We start from the raw sequence: 20,432 nt of genomic DNA, 5'->3' as shown, positions 1-20,432 counted from the left end.
ACGCCAAGCGCGAGATCCACCTCTTCGACGGCAAGCTGGCCGATCCCGCCGCCTAGCCAGAGGTCCGCCGGCCTCCAGGCCGGCAAGAGAACAGCCGGTGCCGGCGTGGACGCCGGCGCGGCTGGTAGACTGTGAGTCCATCATGCGACTGGCTGCCCGCGCGCTGATCGTCGTCGGATGCCTGCTGCTGATTCCGCTGACCGCGATCCTCACCGCCGCCGCGAAACAGCGCTTTACCGATGGTCCGAACCGGTTCTTCTCCGGCGGGCCGCTCGTGTCGGGGGAGTTGCACGGTGGTCCGGAGCCGGACTGGAGCTTCACCGACGATATTCAGACCATCGAGCTGCAGTTGCTGGACCCGCCGCGGTCACGCCGCATCTGGATCCAGGCGCACGACGGGAAGATCTACGTCTTCTCCGGCTTCATGAGCACGACGGTCGGCCGGCTGTGGAAGCGCTGGCCGGTCCAGGCGGAGCGGGACGGCCGTGCGGTGCTCCGCATCGACGGGAAGCGCTACGAGAGGCAACTCGCACGGATCGAGTCGGGTCCGGTTCTGGAAGGCATCACCGGCGCCATCCGGGACAAGTACGCGTACGACGTCAGCCGGGCGACGGTGGAAGCGGGGGACACCTGGGTGTTTGAGGCCGCGCCGCGGTAGGGGCGCAGGCGACGCCCGCCACACCGTCGGGGAGCGAGCAGCCACATGCCGACGACGGGCTTTCTCGGGACGCGCGCGGATGTCCTGATCGACCTCGCGCTCGTCGTCTTCGTCGCGGCGCCGTTCCTGATGACGTACGCGCTGCGGCTTGCGGCGCGCCGCCGCTACCGGCAGCACCGTAACCTGCAGGTGAGCCTGATCGCCGGCGCGATCGCTGCCGTCGTGCTGCTCGAGGCGAGCATTCGCTACGGTCCGGCCGCGGCGGCCTTCCAGCAGAGCGCGTACTATGGCACCTCGCTGGTGCGTGGGCTGTTCCTCGTGCACCTCGCAGTGGCGATACCGTGCTTCGTGGTCTGGTGCACCCTGGTGGTCATGTCCTGGCGCCGCTTTCGAGGCATCCTCCCGGGTTCCTTCAGCCCGACCCACCGGCGGTGGGGGTGGGTGACCTACGTGGCGCTGTGGCTCACGTGCATTACGGGCGTGGCCCTGTACGTCCTCAGCTTCGCGCTCTGAGCGGCCGGAGGCCCGGTCAGCCGGCCTCGGGCCGGTGGTAGACTGAGCCCATCATGCGACTAGCTTCCCGAGTCCTGATCGTCGTCGGATGCCTGCTGCTGATCCCGCTGAGCGCTGTCCTTACCGCTGCCGCGAAACAGCGCTTTGCCGACGGCCCGAACCGGATTTTCTCCGGCGGCCCGCTCGTATCGGGCGAGCTGCACACCGGCCCCGAACCGGACTGGAGCTTCGTCAGCGACATCCCGACCATCGAGCTGCAGTTGCTCGACCCGCCACGGTCCCGGCTCATCTGGACCGCGGAACACGACGGCAAGCTCTATGTCTGGTCCGGCTACATGGGCACGACGGTCGGCCGGCTCTGGAAACGCTGGCCGGTCCAGGCGGAGCGGGATGGCCGCGCGGTGCTTCGCATCGACAGCAAACGCTACGAGCGGCAGCTCGTGCGCATCCAGTCGGGGGACATTCTCGACGGCATCGCCGGGGCCATTCGGGACAAGTACCCGTCGCAGACCACGCGGGAGGCGATAGAAGCGGGCGACGCCTGGCTGTTCGAGGCCGCTCCTAGATAGGCGACCGCCGGAGCGGACGCGCAGGAGTTCTATTGTGCAATCCCCGACGCAACCCATGACGTACTTCTACTGGTGCATCGCGGCCGCCGTGGTCGTGACCATCCTCGCGGTTCTGTTCGTGCCGGGCGTGGACGACTTCGTGGAACGGACGTTCCAGGGTTACGTCGGCCGCGCCGCGCGCTGACGCCACGGCCCATTTTGCTCCTCTAGCCAGTCCTCCTTCTAAGCGAGCCAGCCTGGAAGGGGCTGAGTCGATGATGTGATGTTATGATGTGCTGATGCGTACCACCGTCACCATTGATGATGACGTACTGGCTGTCGCTCGGGCGCTTGCGGCGCAGCGCGGCGGCAGCTTGGGAAGTGCGCTGTCGGACCTTGCGCGCCGAGGCTTCAGGCGCACCCCGGCTGATGAAGATGACGGACTTCCAGTATTCCGTGTTGCAGCCGACGCCCCCTCCATTACCAGTGAGGACGTACAGAAGGCGCTGAGCGACTGGCCATGATCCAGTTGCTGGATGTCAACGTACTCATTGCGCTCGCCTGGCCCAACCACGTTCACCACGGCGCAGCAAGGTCGTGGTTCGCCAGGTGGCGCGCAACGGGTTGGGCTACCTGTGCAATGACTGAAGCAGGATTCGTTCGCGTGTCATGCAATCCATCCGCCGTCAAACAGTCGGTTACGCCGGCGGAAGCGATTGCCTTGTTGAGCCGGCTCCGGCAACTGGAATCACACACGTATTGGGCTATGGACCGATCGATCACCGCACTGCCATCGGCCATTCTGGCGCGTATTCAGGGGCACCGACAGATTACCGACGCCATGTTGCTTGCTCTCGCAATGCAATACGGCGGACAACTCGCGACCTTCGACGCCGGGCTTGCAGACCTTCTCACGACGGAGGCGCGCCGGTCGATCCGCACGATTCCAGTGTGAGTCGCACGGCGGAAGTCAGTGCCGAGTGCCCCGGGATCCGTTCAGAACCTGACTCGGACGCCGAACGACGGGATCAGCGGGAAGCCGGCGGTCGGGCTCTCCACGATGCGCGGCATCGGCCCGTCCGGGTCGTGGGCCAAGCTGGTCTCCACCTCCACCGGGTTGTCGCGGTTCAGCAGGTTGATCACCTCGATGTACCAGGACCAGCGGCCGGACGGACCGCCCGGCCGGTTGGCGATGCGCAGGTCGACGCGGGCGTAGTACGGCAGGCGCCCCTGCTGCAGCGCCGCGAGGCCGCCGAGGTCCACGGTGTATACCGGCGCGCCGATGGCGTCCCGGGCGGGAACCAGGCGCCCCCCGGCGTCCTCATCCGACGCCACGCGCAGCCCGACGGCGGGCGTGTAGGGGAAGCCGGTCGCCACCTGTGCGGTGGTTGCGACGCTCCAGCCCCGGCCGATCCGGATGCGTCCGACGGCATTGAAGGCGTGCCGGCGGTCGTACTCGAACGGGTAGCGCAGGCCGTAGGTGTCGCGGTCGGCGCGGCCCCAGGCGTAGGAGAGCCAGCCGGCAAGCCGGGAGGCCGGGTTGCTGCGCACCAGGTAGGCGTCGACGCCGTAGGCGGACCCGCGGCCGCCGTTCTCCGGAATGCTCGTTATCTGCGCTTCCGACGGGACGCTGGCCTGCAGGTCGGCCGGGAAGTCGTAGCGCGCGACCCGCGCGAGCCGCTCGGCCTCGGGTTCGAGGCGGCCGACAATCAGATCGTCGAAGGTCTTGTAGTAGCCCTCCACGCGAAAGAGCGTGTCGGATCCCAGGTCCTTCTCGAAGCCGGTGACCAAGTGGGTCGACCGCTCGTGGCGCAGGTTGCTGACCACGTCGGGCGAAAGGTCGAAGAAGTAGTCCGACTGAATGAGCTTCTCGTAGCCGGGGCTCTGGGTGTAGAGGCCGCCCGCGACGCGCAGCCGGCTCGACCCGGGGAGCAGCACGGTGGCGGCAAAGCGCGGCGACAGGACCGCATCGCCGTTGACCGTGCTCCACTCGAGCCGGAGTCCGGGTTCGACCGACAGCCACGGCGTCACCGTGTAGCGGTCCTGGACCCAGGCGCCGCCCCGCGTCCCGCCCAGCGTCGAGTCGAGGTCGTCGGGGAGCCCCGTCCCGCCCCGTGCGCTGGACGGGTTGGCGACCGCCTCGTTCCGGTCCCCTGTGATCGACAGGCGAGCCGCCGAGTCGAGCTGGTGCAGCTCGATCCCGGTGTCGATGGTGTGCGAGGCCGAGGCCGAGAACGCGAACTCCTGGCGCACCGACAGGTCGCGCACCGACAGGTCGCGGTCGAAAACGACGCTCGTCGAACCCGCCGCACTCTCTTCGTCGGGTGCGTTGGAGCGCCGCGACGACGATTCGAACGTCGCGTCGACGTCCAGCAGCTCCGTGTTGCGGTACCACGAGACGATGGTGCGCGACGTGGCGCGATTGCCGAGCACCGCGTCGAACCGCAGCGAACCGAGGTCGTTGCCCGCCTCCGAGACGAGGCCGCCGGTGTCGCCCGACTCCTCGTCGTCCTCGGGGTCGAATCTGAAGTCGGCGTTCTCGCGGCTCGTGAGGCCGAAGAGGGACAGCCGGTGTCCGGGGCCGAACGTCCAGTTCGCCTGGAGCTGCAGGTCGGCGAACGACGGGAGGTTCTGGTCGGTGACGAGGCCCGCCACCAGGTCGTAGTAGGTCCGCCGGCCGGTCAGCAGCCACGATCCGTCGCCGGGCGCCGCGCCTTCGAACACGACGTTCGCGTCGGTGACGCTCGCCGACGTGGAACCCGTGAGGTCGCGTTCGCCGGGCCGGTTGTCGACTATGAGGAGTGACGACAACCGGTCGCCGTACGCTGCCCCGAAGCCGCCCGCGGTCAGCTCGAAACGCTCGACCGTCTCCGGATTGAACGCGCTCACCAGACCGAACAGCCGGTAGGGGTTGTGGATCTCCACACCGTCCATCATCGTGAGGTTCTGATCCGGCGTGCCGCCGCGAACCGCAAGGCGGCTGCCGAAGTCGCCGGTCGATGCCACGCCGGGGAGTGTGTCGAGGGTGCGGAAGATGTTGTCGAAGGCGCCCGCGACCTCGAAGACCTCCTCCGCCTGGATGGGGGTGGCGGACGGCCGCTCCGGTAGGGTCAGTGGCGCGGAAACCACCTCCACGGTTTCCGCGAACGTGTTGCTGAAGAGCAGGATCTCCAGGTCTCCGCCCGCCGCGGCGATGGCCGGTTCCAGGGTGACGGTGGTTTCCAGGTAGCCGTCGCTCCCGACGCGCAGCTCGCCGTCGCCGGGAGCGAGGGTCACCGTAAAGCGTCCGTCTGCGCCGGTCGCCGCCGTCTCCGCGCCGCTCGCAACGGTGGCCGCGGCCAGGGGCGACAGCGTAGCGCCGTCGAGGACGACGCCGGTGACGACGGCCGGCTCCTGCTCACTTGCTACGCCAGCCGTCGTTGGTTGCGCGGCAGGCTCCGGCTGCGCGGCCGCGCCTGCGCCCTGCGCCACGGCCAGGTACGGAGCAAGCGCCAGCACCAGAGTCACCGCCAGCAGGACGGCGAGCGTCGAGCGGGAAGCGGGCATCGTGGGGGCGTCCGGCGAGGTCAGTCGAACGCGAGTTCGACGCGCCCGATTCCCGGGAACTCCGCCGACAGTCGCTCCCCCGCCTGAACCGGGTAGATCTCATCGGTGGTGACCCCGGTGGTCACGTAGTCGCCGCGCGAGAGGGAGAGCCCGTAACGCGGCAACTCGTTGGCCAGCCAGGCCACCACTTGCAGCGGGTGTCCGAGGACGTTTCCGCCCGAGCCGGTGAGCCGCTCTTCGCCGTTGACCAGTAGCCGGGTCGGCTGCGCGGCCAGGTCGAGGCCGCGCCAGTCGTCCACCGGAGCCCCGTGGATCCAGGCGCTGTGGATGGCGATGTCCGCCGCGAACGACTCGGGCGTGAACCGATCGAGCCCCGCGAAGTGATGCTCGACGAGTTCAATCGCGGGATAGAGCGGCCCGATGTATTCGGCGACGGATTGGCGGTCATGGCCCCCTTCGACGGCGGGCACGTCGGCCGCCATGCGGAAGGCGATCTCGACCTCGATCAGCCGGATGACGTAGTCGGCGGCGGGCAGGGTAACGCCGGACTCGTGCAGGCGGTTCGTGAACAGGCGCCCGAACACCGGATAGGGCACCCCCAGCATGCGCTGCGCGGCGGGATTCGTCAGCGCCACCTTGTAGCCCGCTGTCGTGCCGCCCCAGTGTTCGCAGAGCCCGTCGACCAGCAACGCCTGGGCCTGGTAGGCGGACGCGAGGTCGGGCGGCGTGAACGCCGCCGGCAACGCCTCGACTCGCTCATGCCGCGTGCGGAGGTCGTATAGGAAACGGGCGGTATCGGCGTTGCTCATGGGCAGTCAGGCGGCCGCTTTGTGGGCGGCATCAGTATACGGTCAGCCCGGTCTTCGACCTGCACGACGAGGTCGCATTCAAGCATCGCTCCCAGCAGATCCTGGTCGTCTTGCATGGGCTTCAGGACCCGACCGACGGACACCGGGCTGAGATCAGTCAGCGTGGTGGAGCGAGCATTCGCCCCGCGCGGACTCTTCATGCCACTTAGCCTCACGCATCGGACGCCTCCCGTCAATCTCGCCGCAACCTGCCTTGACATCGACCCCTCCTCCGGGCAACGTGGGCGCAGGGTACCGTGATGCACATTTTCGGCGCGGCTCGCGCACCCACACTCCTCCGCGCTCTCATCCTCGGGATTGTCTGCGCCGCCCCAATCGCGGCGGCAGTCTCCGCCGGGGCGCAGTCTCCGGGTCAGGAATGGCGCTACTTCGGCGGTAACGAGGCCTTCACCCGGTACTCGCCGCTGGACCAAATCGACCGCGACAACGTGCACGACCTGGAGATCGTCTGGCGCCGGTCGGCGGCGGATCCGGAGCTGCAGGCGGCGTTTCCCGATCTGGGCGTAAATGCCTACCTGAAGTCGACGCCGATCCTGATCGACGGGGTGCTGTACGCCCCGAATGCTCACGGGCTGCTGGAGGCGTTCGATCCCGTAACGGGTGAGACCGTCTGGCGGCAGCCGCCGTTTGCCGCCACCGAAGAGGAGGCGGCGGGCAGCAGCACGCGCGGGGCCGCGCACTGGAGCGACGGGACGGCCAGCCGGCTGCTGCTGGTGCGCGGCGGCTATCTGTACGCGCTCGACGCGCGGACCGGCCGGCGCGTGCCGGCGTTCGGCCTTGCCGATCAGGGCCGGGTCGACCTGGACTGGGAGCATGCGCTCGCCGGCGAGTTCAACTGGACGTCCGGACCCATCATCGTCGGCGATGTCGTGGTGGTGGCGGGCACGACCGGCGGGTCCGGCGACGGCGGCGTCGTCCGCGAGGCAGCCCCGGAGGACGTTCGCGGCTTCGACGTCCGCACCGGCGAACTGCTCTGGACGTTCCACGTCGTGCCGCGCCCCGGCGAGTTCGGGGCGGATACGTGGGGCGACGGCTCCGGCGACTACTCGGGCGACCTGGGTTCGTGGTGCTGCCTGACCGCCGACACGGAGCGGGGACACGTCTACGTGCCGTTGTCGGCGCCCACCGGGATGGTCTACGGCGGCCACCGGCCCGGCGACAACCTCTTCTCGGACAGCCTCGTCGCCCTCGACGCCGCCACCGGCGAGCGGGTGTGGCACTTCCAGATGGTGCACCACGACATCTGGGAGTACGACACGGTCGGGCCGGCCATTCTGGGCGACATCACGGTGGACGGGCGGCGCATAGAGGCGGTGATGCAGCCGAGCAAGACGGCGTTCCTCTACGTCTTCGACCGCGAGACGGGCGAGCCGGTGTGGCCGATAGAGGAACGCCCGGTGCCGCAGTCGACCGTCCCGGGCGAGCGGACGTCGCCGACGCAGCCGTTCCCGACGAAGCCGCCGCCCTTCGATAGGCAGGGCGTAGCCGTCGACGACCTCATCGATTTCACGCCGGAGCTGCGGGCGGCGGCCCTCGAGGCGGTGGAGTCCCTGGTGCTTGGGCCGCTCTTCACGCCGCCCTGGCCGCGTGGCGGCGATCCGGGCGGCAAGCTGGGCACGCTGACGGTCCCCGGCGGCTGGGGGGCGGGCAACTGGCACACCGGGGCGTTCGATCCCGAGACGGGGATCTACTACGCGGTTTCCCACACCATGCCGACGGTCTGGAGCGTTTCCCCGACGACGTCGGAGGACGCTACCCTGGCCTGGGCGACCTCCCGGGGCGAAGAGCTGCGGGTGCCGACGCCTCGGCCGCACGGGCTGCCGATCGTCAAGCCTCCCTACGGCCGGATCACCGCCCTCGACCTGAACCGTGGCGAGCGGGCGTGGATGGTCCCCAACGGCGACGGTCCGCGCAACCATCCGCTGCTGAAGGATCTCGATCTGCCGCCCCTCGGCATCCCCAACCGCCCGGCGCCCCTCGTCACCGGCAGCCTGCTGTTCCTCGGGGAGGGGAGCGACTCCGTCATCGGCACGATGCGCGGCGAGGGCGATTCGACGGACCCCGAGCAGGATCAGTCGTGGCGCTGGGGCCGCAAGTTCCGGGCCTACGACAAGGCGACGGGCGAGGTCATCTGGGAGACGGAGCTGCCGGCCGGCACGACCGGCGGGCCGATGACGTATCTGCACGAGGGCCGGCAGTACATCGTGGTCGCCGTCGGCGCCCGTGACGAGGTTCCGGAGTGGGTGGCGCTGGCCCTGCCGTAGCCGGGGCGATTCGGATCGGGACCAGCGGTTGGCACTATCCGACCGGCGAAGGCGCCTGGGACGGGATCTTCTATCCGCCGCGCGGCCGCCGTCACCGCCCGCGCGGATTCGACGAGCTGGAGTACTACGCGGAACGCTTCGACACCGTCGAGGTGAACTCCACGTTCTACGGTATTCCGCGCCGCTCCGTCACCGAGAGCTGGGCCAGGCGGACTCCCGACGGCTTCGCGTTCTCGATCAAGCTCTACCAGCAGTTCACCCACCCGAAGATGTACGCGGCCTCCACCGGCAAGAGCGACACGCGGGTCGGTCGTGACGACATCGATCAGTTCTGCGAGGCCCTCGTCCCCATCCACGAATCCGGCAAGCTCGGCGTGCTCCTCGCGCAGTTCCCGCCGAGCTTCAAGAACGACGCGGCCGCGCATGACTACCTGGCGTGGCTGATCGAGGCGCTCTCCGGCCACCCGGTCGCGGTCGAGCTGCGTCACCGGAGCTGGAGCGACGATGTCGCGGGGACGCTGCGCCTGCTGAACGGGCTCGGCGCGGCCTGGGTGCAGATCGACGAGCCGAAGTTCCGGCTCTCCATCGAGCAGAACTTCCTGCCGAACGTCGAGACCTTCTATTACATGCGCCTCCACGGCCGCAACGCCCGGAAGTGGTGGCGCCACGACCGGACCGAGGAGCGCTACGACTACCACTACTCGACGGCAGAGCTGAAGCCGTTCCGGGACACCGCGGACGCCGCGGCGCATCTCGTCAAGCGGCTCTACCTCTACATGAACAACCACTTTTCGTCCAAGGCGGTAGCGAACGCCGCGACGCTGAAGCACGAGCTGGGTCTGCCGGTTCCCGGCGTATACCCGCAGGAAATGCTTGCGCGCTACCCGGAGCTGGAGGAAGTAGTCAGGACGAGTCCGGAGCCCGCTCCCCTGCTCGTGCCCGCCGACGGGTCTCCCGAGCGCCGGTAATCACACATGGTTCAGCAGCGCCAGTTCCTTCGGGTGCGGGTGCAGGTAGGTCTGGCCTAGCAGGTACTCCACGTCGAGCCGCCGCGCGTGGTGCCGTACGAGGGTGAGCGGCACGATCCGGGGCACGAGGCCGCGGCGGTAGTCTTCCAGCACGGCCAGCAACTCGTCGCGCGAGTCGGTGTCGAGCTGTCGCTTGAAGTGCCCGACGGCATGCATCAAGGCGTTCGTATGGCGCGCCCGGGTCGCCCGGATGCGCATGGCCGACATGAACTCGTCCTCGTAGCGGCGGCTTAGTTCCGCCCGCGGTATGGCCTTCGCCTCGGCCACGAGGCGCCCCAGTTCGCGGTACCGGAGGGGGGAGTGGGCCATCAGGGCCAGCTTCTCCGCGGTATGCCATCGCACGAGGGCGCCGACGTTCCATCGGCCGGAAAGCAGCGCCCGCAGCCGCCGGTAGGCGAACACGCGCTCGAAGAAGTTCTCGCGCAGCACGGGGTCCTGCAGCCGGCCTTCTTCTTCCACCGGCAGGTTCGGGTACTGCCGCAGCAGCTCGGCCGCGAACATCCCGCGGCCGTTCCGCTCCGACGTCCGGCTGTCGTCGGCGCTCCAGACCTTCACCCGCTCCATGCCGCAGCTCGGTGAGTCCTTCTTCAGGATGTAGCCGCTCAGATCCTCCTTCGCGAGGGCGCGGATTCGGCGGCGGGCAAACTGCCGCATCCGGCCCGTCAACCGGACCCCGCTGCGGCTGACGAGCCGCACGCCGTCGGCCTGGCCGGCGTCGCGCACCAACCGGATCGGTTCGCGTGGCGTTCCCAGACCCAGTTCCACCTCCGGGCACACCGGAACCCATTCGACCAGGCGGCCGAGCGTCTCGACCAGGAAGGCGTCGCGCTTGTGTCCGCCGTCGTGCCGGACGTTCTCGCCCAGGAGGCAGGTGGAGATGCCGAGCCGAACCGGCGTCTCCGAGGTCGAAGCCGGTCGGTTCGTAGGCGACCGACCCGGTCTCTCCTCACGTCCGGTATCGAGCACTGTCACCTACAAATAGCTTAGTGTCTGGACCGCCCATCAATGACGCGGCGCCGCCCATCCGGGAAGATCTGCAACCAGTTCTCCTGGGTATACGGCAGGTCACTCTTCCAGGCGTCCGGCGACCTCGTGTGCGGCCGCTTATTCCGCCAGATGAAGGTGTCCATCCCCGCCTGGATGGCGACGGCGCCGCGGCGGACCTCTTGTCGACCCGCGGCCTCGGTGATCTGATGTGCTAGTTGCAAGGCATCCCTGACGTCCGATTGGGACCACTTCCGATTGCGCAGCTCGTCGAACCGGACGTCATGCACGTGTTCGACGAAGCCGATGTAGCTGATGCCGACCGCGTGCCCGTTGTTTGCTCTCCGCACGAGATCGTGGAATAGACGGATGCCGCGGTCGATGGCGGGCTCGAGCTCCACATCGCGCTCGTCTACTAGCACCGCGCTCTTCACCGGTGCGGGTTCGATGGCAGGGAGCGCTCCGTCGACGGGCGCCGCGTCCCAGATAAGCCCTTCCACCAGCGCTGTGTCAGCTTGGCGGGCCGGTTCGCCACGCGCAACTGCCTGTGCCGGACCACCGAGTAGTCCGGCAGCAGGCAGTGCTGCGACGACTGCCTGGAGATGGTCGTGGTTGCGCGTAATCGCACCGGATGGGAGCGAGTAAGCGTCAACGAGACGCTTCGCAAACTCTGCGACGGTCTTCGGCGGTGCCTTGCGATGTCCTGGTAGCGCCTCTAGGCCAGACGTGCGCCACGTCGAGGTCGGAAAGCACTCCAGCAACCAGTAGCCTCGCTGTCGCAGCGGAACCGTACCACCGGTATCGTTGACGAGTCCGACATCAGGGTACTTGAGGAGTTCGGCGAAGACCTCGACGCTGAATCGAATCCAGCGGAGGAAGGTCGACGGATAGGCGATGCCGGTCGTTCCGGTCTTTCCGGGTGTGCGAGTCGCATACTCGCACGCGCGACCGACACCCTTGCGTGAGGAAGACGCCGCTGGATCTCTCCAGCCTTGTGGGCCGTCGATGGAGACGGCTGAGACTTGATGTGCGCGAGTGAACGAATCGATGGCTCGTGCGACGGCAGGCGGTGTCAGTTCCTCTCCTGGCCAGGCGACCGCGTCCGGCAAGGCCGTGGTGAAGCCTTGCCGGTCGAACGCGAGCAATGCAGAGCCGATGTCTTTCCAGCTCCGACAGGCCAAGTCGATCCCGAGTACAGACGTTGAGTGCTTCAGATAGGTCATCAGCTCTTATGGTCGTGGACGTACTTGTGCCACTCGATGACCTGAACGTCAGATGCGGCGGTCACGCGGGCGATAAAAGCCTCCGCCCGCCGCCCAAGTAGTCGAAGCATGTCGGGAAGTGCCTCCTTCAGTACCCGGGCCTGGTCTTGTCCGCTGAGAGTGGCACCCGTGAGCACGAACGTCTTGACGCGTTCTTGCCGAAGCGCGCGCAGCTCGAGCTCGCGTTTGCGGATGTGCTTGTCCTTCGTGATCAGGATCCAGCGGCGAGCGCCAACATCGGGGAGCCAGTCTCTGTCCGGGGTACCGCTCTCGAACGTCTCGTTGTGCACGTGCGCAGTATGTCCTTCCTCTCGCAGCATCTCGGCAATCGGACGTGCCGCGACGCATTCGTCAAGGAAGAACTCGTACGGGTGTTCAGGCGGCGCGGTCGAGCGTGAGCTCGCAACGGATCGCTTCTTCGATTTCCTGCGGCGGCCGGCCATACTCGTCTGCCAGTTGGTCTAAAGAGTCGCCGGCCCGGAACCGTTCTGCGATCTCTTCGGTAGGAATGCTGGTACCTGCGATGACGGGGCGGCCGAATCGCACGCGAGGATCGAGGGCAATGATCTTCGGTTCTTCGGTCAGGACTTCCGGTGGACGGGGCGTGTCTGGATCGTGGCGCACGAAGGGGAAGAGACGAATGGCAAGGCCGTCGACATCCTGCTCGATGCGCTGCAGATGGGCTTCCATCAGTTGCCGCATTGCCAGTTGGCCACTCCTGGTCGCATTGATCAGAGTGCCAGTGTGTTCGACGAAGATGGAAACGCCGTCTGTGAGCATGCTCTTGGTCAGCAAGGGATGCTGGGTCTTAAACGTGTCTTCCAGGTAACGAATGGTGTTGCGCAGCTTCCCCGGGGGAATCCGGTGGTATCGGCGGAGCGCGCCGAGCACGTGCAGCTCGGCCATGTTCCAGAAGGACAACAGGTGGCGCTGCCGGTCCGCAATGTGGATCAGCGGATCCGCACCACCCGTGCGGAATCCGAACGACCAGTTCTGCACCGTACGGAGCGGCAGCCGTAGGTACCGCGCCGCCTCCGAGCTTGTGTACGCCGGCAAACCCCGCGGGTCACGCCCCTCGTACAGGCGCCACCGATCGTTCGTCTGACTCATCAGGACCTAGGCTCTTCTTTGGTGAACATCGTGCAGTGTGCAGGAACCTCCCGCATGCACAATGCCCTTCTCGATTGTGACACGAGTGGGTCTCAATTGCTGATTGTCCGCGCGGCAATCGATGGCCTATATTGGGCATCAGTCGGAACGTCGGACGCGCGGGCCGGGGCGCATGCCCGGCTCGCAGGATCGGAGTCGCGGGACAGACAGCAGGAGCAGGGAAATGGTGGACCAGAAAAAGATCGACAAGCGGGTCTTCGACCTCTACGACGAGTACTGCCACGGCCGGATCGACCGGCGCGAGTTCCTCGCGCGCTCGGCCGCCATCACCATCGGCGGCGTATCCGCGCTCTGGATGGCGCAGGCGCTGCTGCCACGCTACGCGGAGGCGCAGACGATCTCGTTCACGGATTCGCGGATCAAGGGCACCTACGTCGAGTACCCGTCACCCGGCGGCACGTCGGGCGAGATGCGCGGCTATCTCGTGCAGCCGACCGGCGAGGGTCCGTTCGGGGCCGTGCTGGTCATTCACGAGAACCGCGGCCTGAATCCCCACATCGAGGACGTCGCGCGCCGCGCCGCGGTGGCCGGCTTCCTCGCGCTCGCGCCGGACGGACTGTCGCCGGTGGGTGGCTATCCCGGCAACGACGATGACGGCCGCGTCCTGCAGCGCGAGCTCGACCCTGAGGAGCTGGATCAGGACATGATCAACAGCGCCCGCTACCTTCAGGCGCACGCGTTGTCCAATGGCCGGCTCGGGGCCACCGGCTTCTGCTGGGGCGGGGGTATGACCAACCGCCTGGCGGTGGAGCTGGGCGCCGACATGGCTGCGGGCGTGCCGTTCTACGGCGCTTCCGCCGCCACCGAGGGCGTGCCGAACATCCAGGCCGCGATGATGATCATTTACGCCGAGTCGGATCCGCGCATCAACGCGATGTGGCCGGAGTACGAGGCGGCGCTGCAGGCGAACGGCGTGGATTACGAGATGCACATGTTCCCGGGCACGCTGCACGGGTTCCACAACAACTCGACGCCCCGTTTCAACGAGGCGGCGGCGGGGCTCGCCTGGAATCGGACAGTCGGTTTCTTCCGCCGGCACCTGACGGCGTAGGACGGCGAACAGGAGAAACAGGCACAATCCAACCGAAGCGCACCTTGCGGGGAGGCTGAAGATGAGTCATCGACATCTCGCGGCGGCATGCACGGTGATCGCGCTGCTGGTGTTCTCGCCGGTCGTTGCGGCGGGGCAGGGCGCGGAAACGCCCCGGACACCCTGGGGCGCGCCGGACCTTCAGGGCGTCTGGGACTTCCGCTCCATCACGCCGATGGAGCGGCCCGACGACCTGGCGGATCAGGAGTTCCTGACGGCGGAAGAAGCGGCGCGTCTCGAACAGGAGACCCTCGACCGGAACCAGGAGCTATTGCTCCGGCCCGCGCGGCGCACGGAGGCGACCAACAGCGTGGACCAGGGTGAGGAAGGCGCGCCCGGCTTCTACAACAACCTCTGGCTGGACCGCGGCACGACGACCGTCGGCACCCGGCGCACGTCGCTCGTGGTGGACCCGCCGAACGGGAAGATGCCGGCGCTGACTCCCGAGGAAGAGCAGCGGCGAGCGGAGTACGCGGAGCTCCGCGAGGGCGTCGACACCCACGCGCCCACGCCCGGCGGCTGGATGGAGGAACTGGGCACCAACGGACTGCAATTGCGCTGCATCACCGGCTTCAACTCCGGCCCGCCGATGACGCCGGGCGGCTACAACAACAACGTCCAGGTGTTCCAGACTCCGAACTTCGTCGCGTTGCTCAACGAGATGAACCACAACGTGCGCTTCGTTCCTCTCGACGGGCGCCCGCACGTCGATCTGCCACAGTGGACGGGTGACTCCCGCGGCCACTGGGACGGTGACACGCTGGTCATCGAAACGAACAACTTCCTGCGCGAGACCAGTTTCGCGCAGGGGCGGACGGGCCCGAACCTGCAGCTCGTCGAGCGGCTCACCCGCGTGTCCGAAGACACGCTGCTGTATCGGGCGACCATCAACGACCCGACCGTCTGGACGAGCCCGTGGACCTACGAGGTCCCGATGGTCCTGAACGACCAGCCGCTCTATGAGTACGCCTGCCACGAGGGCAACTACGGGCTGGAGAACATCCTCGCGGGCGCGCGGGTCCTGGAGGCGGAGGCGGAAGGGCGGTAGGCGCCGCCAGGGCCATAACAGGCGGCCGGTAACGGGAGGCACGCCATGAATCGGCTGGCGGCCTTCGGCGGAATGGCAGGGATCCTAGCGGGCGGCGCCGTGGTCTTTGCGGCCTGGGCTGCGGATGCCACGCTCGCCGCCCAGCAGGCTGACGCGGAAGGCGCCAACGCCGTCATTCCGTGGGCCTACACGCTGAACGATCCGTCACCGGAGGACGCGCCGCCGACGCCGGACCCGGACGAGGTCCTGACCGTTCCCGGCAGCGATGTCACGTTCCGGCGCTCGGAGCTGCGCGATCTGTTCAACCCGCCCGACTGGCATCCCGACAACCATCCCCCGATGCCGCCGGTCGTGGCGCGCGGGCGCCAGCCGGATGTCCGGGCCTGCGGCTTCTGCCACCTTCCCAACGGTCAGGGGCGCCCCGAGAACTCCAGCGTGGCGGGTCAGCCGGCGGAGTACATCGTCCAGCAGATGCGGGACTACCGCAACGGCCTGCGCCGCAGCGGCGAGCCGCGCATGGGCCCGCCCAGCCTGATGGTGGAGATCGGCCTCGCCGCTACCGAAGCGGAGGCGCAGGAGGCGGCGGAGTACTTCTCGTCGTTCCCGTTCCGCCCGTGGATTCGAGTGGTCGAGACCGACACGGTTCCGGTGACCCGCGTCAGCGGCTGGATGCACGTTCCCGTGGAGGGGGGCGGCATGGAGCCGATCGGAACCCGCATCATCGAGACGCCCGAGGACGTTGCGAGGACGCAGATACGCGATTCCGAGGCGAGCTTCGTTGCCTATGTGCCGACCGGATCGGTAGCGCGAGGCGAGGCGCTCGTAACGACCGGCGATGGCGGCACGACGGTGGCGTGCGGCGTCTGCCACGGCGATGACCTGCGCGGCCTCGGCCCGGTGCCGCACCTCGCCGGCCGGTCGCCGAGCTACATCGCGCGGCAGCTCTACGACTTCCAGATCGGGGTGCGCAACGGCGCCTGGTCGGACCTGATGGACGCTGCGGTCGCGAACCTCACCGTGGCGGACATCGTCGACATCGCGGCGTACACCGCGAGCCTGGAGCCTTGAGCCCCGAAAAACCTGCTCAGCTAGCACCCTTGCTGAGGCCGCGCCGGAACTCCCGCCCGGCGCGCGGAGCAAACCGCGTGACGGTGACCTCCTATTGCGGGCGCGCGTCGTCGCGAAACGGGTTGACGACGCGCAGGTGTCCGAACGTTTGACCGTGTTGCAGGTCTTCCGTGAGGAGAACTGTCGCGCCAGCGTCGATCGCGCTCTCGACAATCAAGGCGTCCCAGTAGGACAGCGGCGCCGACCTGCTCCGTCGAACCGCGGATCGGACCAGCTCCGCTCCCAGGGGCCGAACCGTAAACGTACACAGTGCATCCACGGCCTCGACGGCGCGCAGGGCGTCGAGTGGTCTGGCCAGCTTGCGAGTCACGGTGACGTAGAACTCTCCGAGCACCTGCGTGCTCAGAACGATCTGCTCCGCCTTCTCGAGAAGGAGTTGCCGGGCCATCGCGCGCTTCCGGGGCGAGTCGTCGTCGTACGCGTAGACCAGTATGTTCGTGTCGACGAACCAGGGATCAACGCTCATGTAGCTCGTCGCGGGTCCAGGTAGCGTTCCCTCGGCCGGTGTTGGCGTCATCAGCCAGAGCAAGGAATCGACCGATTGCTTCGCGGCGCTTGGACGGCCCGCCAGCATACGACTCCAGATAGTCCCTGACTACGGCGTTCACGGAGGTGTCTTCCTCCAATGCGCGAATCCGGGCTCGCTTGAGGACTTCGTCGTCGACCGTTAGCGTCAGGTTCATGATGCCTTCGCTAAGTGGAACACGAGATCAGTGTAGCACGGATTAAGGTGCTTGTGACCCCGGTGTGGAAGCCGCTATGGCCCGTCGTAAAGCGCAGAGTCCGGAATCATGGGCGGTCTGTCAGAAACTGCTTGACACGTTTTTCCAGAGGCCCCTCCGGAACTTCCCAACCGGTGGGTAGACACGTCGTTCCAGCAGCCTGACAGCGCCGTAGCGCGACACCGCCGCGAATCGCGACGACAGGTTCATGTGAACCTCGGCGCGACCGCCACAGTCGAAGCTAAACGGTCTAAATACAGTGGTTTACACTGGAGGTATGAACACTTCCACGACGTCCGACAAGGCCCCGATTCCGTCTCCCGACGAGCTCCGCCGGAACCGCGAAGAGCGCAACCGCCTCGAGAACGAGATCGCCGAGCTCTCCGCCCGCATCGACGCCGCCATCTACGAGCTGCTGGTCCGTATCCGCCGCTTCGACGAGCTGGGAGGCTGGTCGGGCGCCACGTCCTACCCCCAGTGGCTGAGCTGGCGGGCCAACCTGGCCCCCGGCACCGCGCGGGAGTACGTGCGGGTGGCGCATGCCCTGGCCGACCTGCCGAAGACCTCCGACGCGCTGCGGCGGGGCCAGATCTCTTACTCGAAGGTGCGCGCCATCACCCGGGTCGCGACGGCGGCGACCGAGGACCGCCTGCTGCATCTCGCCCGCCAGTCGACGGCGGCCGACCTCGAGCGCATCGCCCGGGCGTGGCGGCTGTGCGACCGCCAGCAGGAGGGGCGGGAGGACGCGAAGCGGCGGCGGAACCAGGAGCTCAGCATCTATCCGGATGTCGACGGCATGTTCGTCGTCCGGGCGTTGTTGACGCCGGAGTTGGGCGCGGTGGTGCGACGGGCCATCGAGGCGGCGTCCGAGCAGCTCTACCAGGAAGCGAAGGACGCGGAGCCGAAGAACGTGGAGAAGGAATCGCCGGCCTGCCGGCGGGGGGATGCGCTGGGGCTGATTGCGGAGAGCGCGCTTGCCGCGAAGCTGGACACGGGGACGGCGGGCGACCGCTACCAGGTGGTCGTGCACGTCGACCCGGAGACATTGCGGGACGACGTTTCCGCGGAAACGTCCGGGGCGACCGACGGTCCGAGCGAGAACAACTCGGGCAAAGGGTTGGCGAGTGCCGGGCAGGCTGCCCTGGAGGAAGCGGGCGGGATCCGCGTTTCCGCGGAAACGTCCCGGCGTGTTGCCTGCGATGCCGGCAAGGTGGTGATGCGCCATGACGCCAAGGGCAATGTTCTTGATGTTGGACGCAAGACGCGGACGGTCTCCCCTGCGTTGCGCCGGGCCCAGGAGTCACGGGACCAGCACTGCCGCTTCCCCGGCTGTGAGGCGCGGCGCTGCGACGCTCATCACGTCAAGCACTGGGCGGATGGCGGTACAACGAAGCTGGACAACCTGGTTCTGCTGTGCCGCCGCCACCATCGGGCAGTCCACGAGGAGGGATTCGGCCTGACCCTTGATGCGGAAGGTCAGCCGCGGTTCACGCGGCCGGGGGGCGGCGTGTTGCCGAGGGTGCCTGCCCCTCCCGCCTGGTCGGGTGCGCCGCTGGCGCCGACGGACGCGAAGCTCGCGGAGGACGGCATCGCGGTTGACGCCAATACGTCGATTCCCAACTGGGCGGGCGAGCGGCTGGACCTGCCCTATGTGATCGGTGTCGCGTGGAGGCCGGGGGGCAGTTCGGGCGCGGAGGAGACTGCGGGGCGGTAACCCCCGCACGAACCCTCACGTAGCGATTCCGTTGTACGTTCCCTGCTGATGACGGCCACACGTTACGTTAGTGCCGCCGGCCTGCTCGCGATGGCCGCGCTGGCCTGCGGTCCGGGCTTGCCACAAGGCGTCGGGCCAGATGGCGCGGAGCGTGATCTCCTGACCCGCGCGGAGCGCACCGGCTACGAGGAGACGACGGGGTACGACGAGGTTGTCGAGTTCATCGAGCGTGCCGCGGGGCTGTCCGACGAGATTCATGCCACGAGCTTCGGTTCGACGGTCGAGGGGCGCACGCTGCCGCTGGTTGTCGTCGGTGACGTCGCCGATGCGGGGCGGGAGTCGGTTGCCGCGGCCGGCGGGATTCGAGTCTGGCTGCAGGCCAACATCCACGGCGGCGAGGTATGCGGCAAGGAAGCGCTGTTGATGCTGCTGCGGGATCTGGCGACGGGGCGCCACGCTGCCTGGCGCTCGTCCATGGTTCTGCTCATCGCTCCCATCTACAACGCCGATGGCAACGAGCGGATGGCGCTCGACAACCGGCCCTACCAGCTCGGTCCGGTCGGCGGCATGGGCACGCGGCGCAACGCGCAGGACCTCGACCTGAACCGCGATCACATGAAGCTGGCGTCGCCCGAGGCGCGGGCGCTGGTGCGCGCCTACCGCGACTACAACCCCCACGTGGTGATTGACCTGCATACGACCAACGGCACACAGCACGCCTATCACCTCACCTATGCACCGCCGCTGCATCCGAACACGCATCCCGCGATCGACGCCCTGCTGCGAAACGACTGGCTGCCCGCCGTCACGGATGCCATCCGGGCGTCCGACGGGTGGGACTTCTACCACTACGGCAACGTGCCGCGGGCTGAGGACGTCCCGCCGACCTGGCGCACGTTCGATCACCGCCCGCGGTTCAACAACAACTACGTCGGGTTGCGCAACCGGATCGCGATCATCAGCGAGGCGTACGCCTACGCGACGTTCGAAGAACGCGTCACCGCGACACTGCGTTTCGTCGAGGAATCGCTCGCCTTCGCGCACGCGCACGCCGACCGCATCGCCACGGTGATCGAGGAAGCGGACATGGAGCGCGTTGCCGGCCGGCGCCTCGCGACCCGGGCCGTCCCGCGCCGCTCGCCCGAGCCGGTGGAGATCCTGCTAGGACGGACAGAGGAGGTGCCGCACCCGCAGACCGGCGAGCCGATGCGGCGCCGCCTCGACGTCGCGGAGCCGACGCCGATGGACGAATACGTCGCCTTCGAGGCGGCGGAGGACGGCGTGGAGATAGCGCCGGAGTCCTACTACGTGCCGGCCCAACTGACGGCGGTAGTCGACCTGCTCACCGCCCATGGCATCGAGGGCCTCCCACTGGATGCGGACGCAACGCTCAGCCTGGAGCAGTTCGTCACTAGCCGCACGTCACTTGCTGAGCGGCCATTCGAGGGGCACCGTCTGCGCACGGTCGAAGGCGTCTGGACCACGGTGGAGCGAGCCCTCCCGGCGGGCACACTGTACGTCCCTGTTACGCCGGCAACCGGCCGCCTGGTGTTCGCGCTGCTCGAGCCCCGCTCCGACGATGGAGTCGTCGCCTGGAACCTGCTGGACGACTACATCGAGGCAGGCGCGGTCTATCCGATCCTGCGGGCGCCGGCCGTGGAGACGCCGGAGCCTTGAGCCAGCGCGATCGATATGATCGAAACGATGCCAGCCAAGTTGGGAGAAGACGCGCCCGAGGCCAGCAAGTACCGCACGAGGCCGCACGCGCTCGGCATGCGCCCCGGCTTCGACCCGACCCGACTCAACCAGTTGGTTGATGAGCTCGAAACGGACGTCTACCTCGAGCGGAAGGGCCCGCTGAAGCGAGAGGACGCGCCGCAGCCGTAGC

19 protein-coding genes and 1 pseudogene are annotated in these 20,432 nt (G+C 67.8%); 14 read left to right on the top strand and 6 right to left on the bottom strand.

Annotated elements, in window-relative coordinates; genetic code table 11:
- The first annotated feature begins 142 nt into the window (after positions 1–142).
- From F4Y45_04000 to F4Y45_03980, 5 genes are all read left to right on the top strand, one after another.
- Entirely contained in the window at positions 143–658 is a 516-nt protein-coding gene (locus tag F4Y45_04000) for a hypothetical protein (GenBank protein MXY23669.1), read from the top strand.
- Between the two features lie 45 nt (positions 659–703).
- Positions 704–1,171, top strand: a complete 468-nt coding sequence (locus tag F4Y45_03995; protein ID MXY23668.1) for a DUF420 domain-containing protein — start codon at positions 704–706, stop codon at positions 1,169–1,171.
- Positions 1,172–1,224: 53 nt separating this feature from the next.
- On the top strand, positions 1,225–1,740 hold the full coding sequence (locus tag F4Y45_03990) for a hypothetical protein (protein MXY23667.1): 516 nt from the start codon (positions 1,225–1,227) through the stop codon (positions 1,738–1,740).
- Between the two features lie 278 nt (positions 1,741–2,018).
- Positions 2,019–2,243, top strand: a complete 225-nt coding sequence (locus F4Y45_03985; protein ID MXY23666.1) for an antitoxin — start codon at positions 2,019–2,021, stop codon at positions 2,241–2,243.
- Positions 2,240–2,674, top strand: a complete 435-nt coding sequence (locus F4Y45_03980; protein MXY23665.1) for a PIN domain-containing protein — start codon at positions 2,240–2,242, stop codon at positions 2,672–2,674. The genes F4Y45_03985 and F4Y45_03980 overlap by 4 nt, the downstream gene beginning before the upstream one ends.
- A 41-nt stretch (positions 2,675–2,715) precedes the next feature.
- On the opposite strand, the gene F4Y45_03975 is transcribed toward F4Y45_03980, so the two are convergent.
- Together F4Y45_03975 and F4Y45_03970 are read right to left on the bottom strand one after the other, a co-directional pair.
- Positions 2,716–5,265, bottom strand: coding sequence for a TonB-dependent receptor (locus F4Y45_03975; GenBank protein ID MXY23664.1), 2,550 nt, complete (start codon positions 5,263–5,265; stop codon positions 2,716–2,718).
- A 20-nt stretch (positions 5,266–5,285) separates the two neighbouring features.
- Complete coding sequence (locus tag F4Y45_03970) at positions 5,286–6,074, bottom strand: hypothetical protein (GenBank protein ID MXY23663.1); 789 nt, start codon at positions 6,072–6,074, stop codon at positions 5,286–5,288.
- Positions 6,075–6,373: 299 nt separating this feature from the next.
- Here F4Y45_03970 and F4Y45_03965 point away from each other — a divergent pair, with 299 nt between their 5' ends.
- Both F4Y45_03965 and F4Y45_03960 read left to right on the top strand, forming a co-directional pair.
- Positions 6,374–8,398: a PQQ-binding-like beta-propeller repeat protein gene (locus F4Y45_03965; protein MXY23662.1), complete on the top strand. Its 2,025-nt coding sequence runs from the start codon at positions 6,374–6,376 to the stop codon at positions 8,396–8,398.
- Positions 8,374–9,366, top strand: coding sequence for a DUF72 domain-containing protein (locus tag F4Y45_03960; protein MXY23661.1), 993 nt, complete (start codon positions 8,374–8,376; stop codon positions 9,364–9,366). The genes F4Y45_03965 and F4Y45_03960 overlap by 25 nt, the downstream gene beginning before the upstream one ends.
- Here F4Y45_03960 and F4Y45_03955 read toward each other — a convergent pair whose 3' ends face one another.
- Positions 9,367–10,392 carry a DUF523 and DUF1722 domain-containing protein gene (locus F4Y45_03955; GenBank protein MXY23660.1) on the bottom strand — a complete coding sequence of 342 codons (1,026 nt, stop codon included), beginning with the start codon at positions 10,390–10,392 and terminating at the stop codon, positions 9,367–9,369.
- A gap of 681 nt (positions 10,393–11,073) precedes the next feature.
- Between F4Y45_03955 and F4Y45_03950 the strand changes: the two are divergent.
- Positions 11,074–11,178: pseudogene (locus F4Y45_03950) on the top strand (hypothetical protein).
- Between the two features lie 454 nt (positions 11,179–11,632).
- Here F4Y45_03950 and F4Y45_03945 read toward each other — a convergent pair.
- Together F4Y45_03945 and F4Y45_03940 are read right to left on the bottom strand one after the other, a co-directional pair.
- Complete coding sequence (locus F4Y45_03945) at positions 11,633–11,962, bottom strand: hypothetical protein (protein MXY23659.1); 330 nt, start codon at positions 11,960–11,962, stop codon at positions 11,633–11,635.
- An 85-nt stretch (positions 11,963–12,047) separates the two neighbouring features.
- Positions 12,048–12,782 (bottom strand): DUF433 domain-containing protein, encoded by a 735-nt coding sequence (locus F4Y45_03940; GenBank protein MXY23658.1) that lies wholly within the window; start codon positions 12,780–12,782, stop codon positions 12,048–12,050.
- Between the two features lie 226 nt (positions 12,783–13,008).
- On the opposite strand from F4Y45_03940, the gene F4Y45_03935 reads away from it, so the two are divergent.
- From F4Y45_03935 to F4Y45_03925, 3 genes are all read left to right on the top strand, one after another.
- Positions 13,009–13,893 carry a dienelactone hydrolase family protein gene (locus tag F4Y45_03935; GenBank protein MXY23657.1) on the top strand — a complete coding sequence of 295 codons (885 nt, stop codon included), beginning with the start codon at positions 13,009–13,011 and terminating at the stop codon, positions 13,891–13,893.
- Positions 13,894–13,954: 61 nt separating this feature from the next.
- Entirely contained in the window at positions 13,955–14,980 is a 1,026-nt protein-coding gene (locus F4Y45_03930; protein ID MXY23656.1) for a hypothetical protein, read from the top strand.
- Positions 14,981–15,025: 45 nt separating this feature from the next.
- Positions 15,026–16,048 (top strand): cytochrome C-binding protein, encoded by a 1,023-nt coding sequence (locus tag F4Y45_03925; GenBank protein ID MXY23655.1) that lies wholly within the window; start codon positions 15,026–15,028, stop codon positions 16,046–16,048.
- Between the two features lie 91 nt (positions 16,049–16,139).
- Here the strand turns inward: F4Y45_03925 and F4Y45_03920 are convergent, their stop codons facing one another.
- Complete coding sequence (locus F4Y45_03920) at positions 16,140–16,682, bottom strand: PIN domain-containing protein (protein MXY23654.1); 543 nt, start codon at positions 16,680–16,682, stop codon at positions 16,140–16,142.
- 425 nt (positions 16,683–17,107) lie between these two features.
- Here F4Y45_03920 and F4Y45_03915 point away from each other — a divergent pair, with 425 nt between their 5' ends.
- Genes F4Y45_03915 through F4Y45_03905 form a run of 3 tightly spaced genes read left to right on the top strand, consistent with a single transcriptional unit; the run spans position 17,108 to position 20,431 of the window.
- Entirely contained in the window at positions 17,108–18,544 is a 1,437-nt protein-coding gene (locus F4Y45_03915; GenBank protein ID MXY23653.1) for a DUF222 domain-containing protein, read from the top strand.
- 48 nt (positions 18,545–18,592) lie between these two features.
- Positions 18,593–20,221 carry a peptidase M14 gene (locus F4Y45_03910; protein MXY23652.1) on the top strand — a complete coding sequence of 543 codons (1,629 nt, stop codon included), beginning with the start codon at positions 18,593–18,595 and terminating at the stop codon, positions 20,219–20,221.
- A 27-nt stretch (positions 20,222–20,248) separates the two neighbouring features.
- A complete protein-coding gene (locus tag F4Y45_03905; GenBank protein ID MXY23651.1) occupies positions 20,249–20,431 on the top strand; it encodes a hypothetical protein in 183 nt (60 codons plus the stop codon).
- Position 20,432 lies beyond the last annotated feature (1 nt).

Source organism: Acidobacteriota bacterium (assembly GCA_009838525.1).
Classification (GTDB): Bacteria; Acidobacteriota; Vicinamibacteria; order Vicinamibacterales; family UBA8438; genus VXRJ01.
Note: the sequence above shows the minus strand (reverse complement) of the source record. Positions and strands in the feature narration are given on the sequence as shown.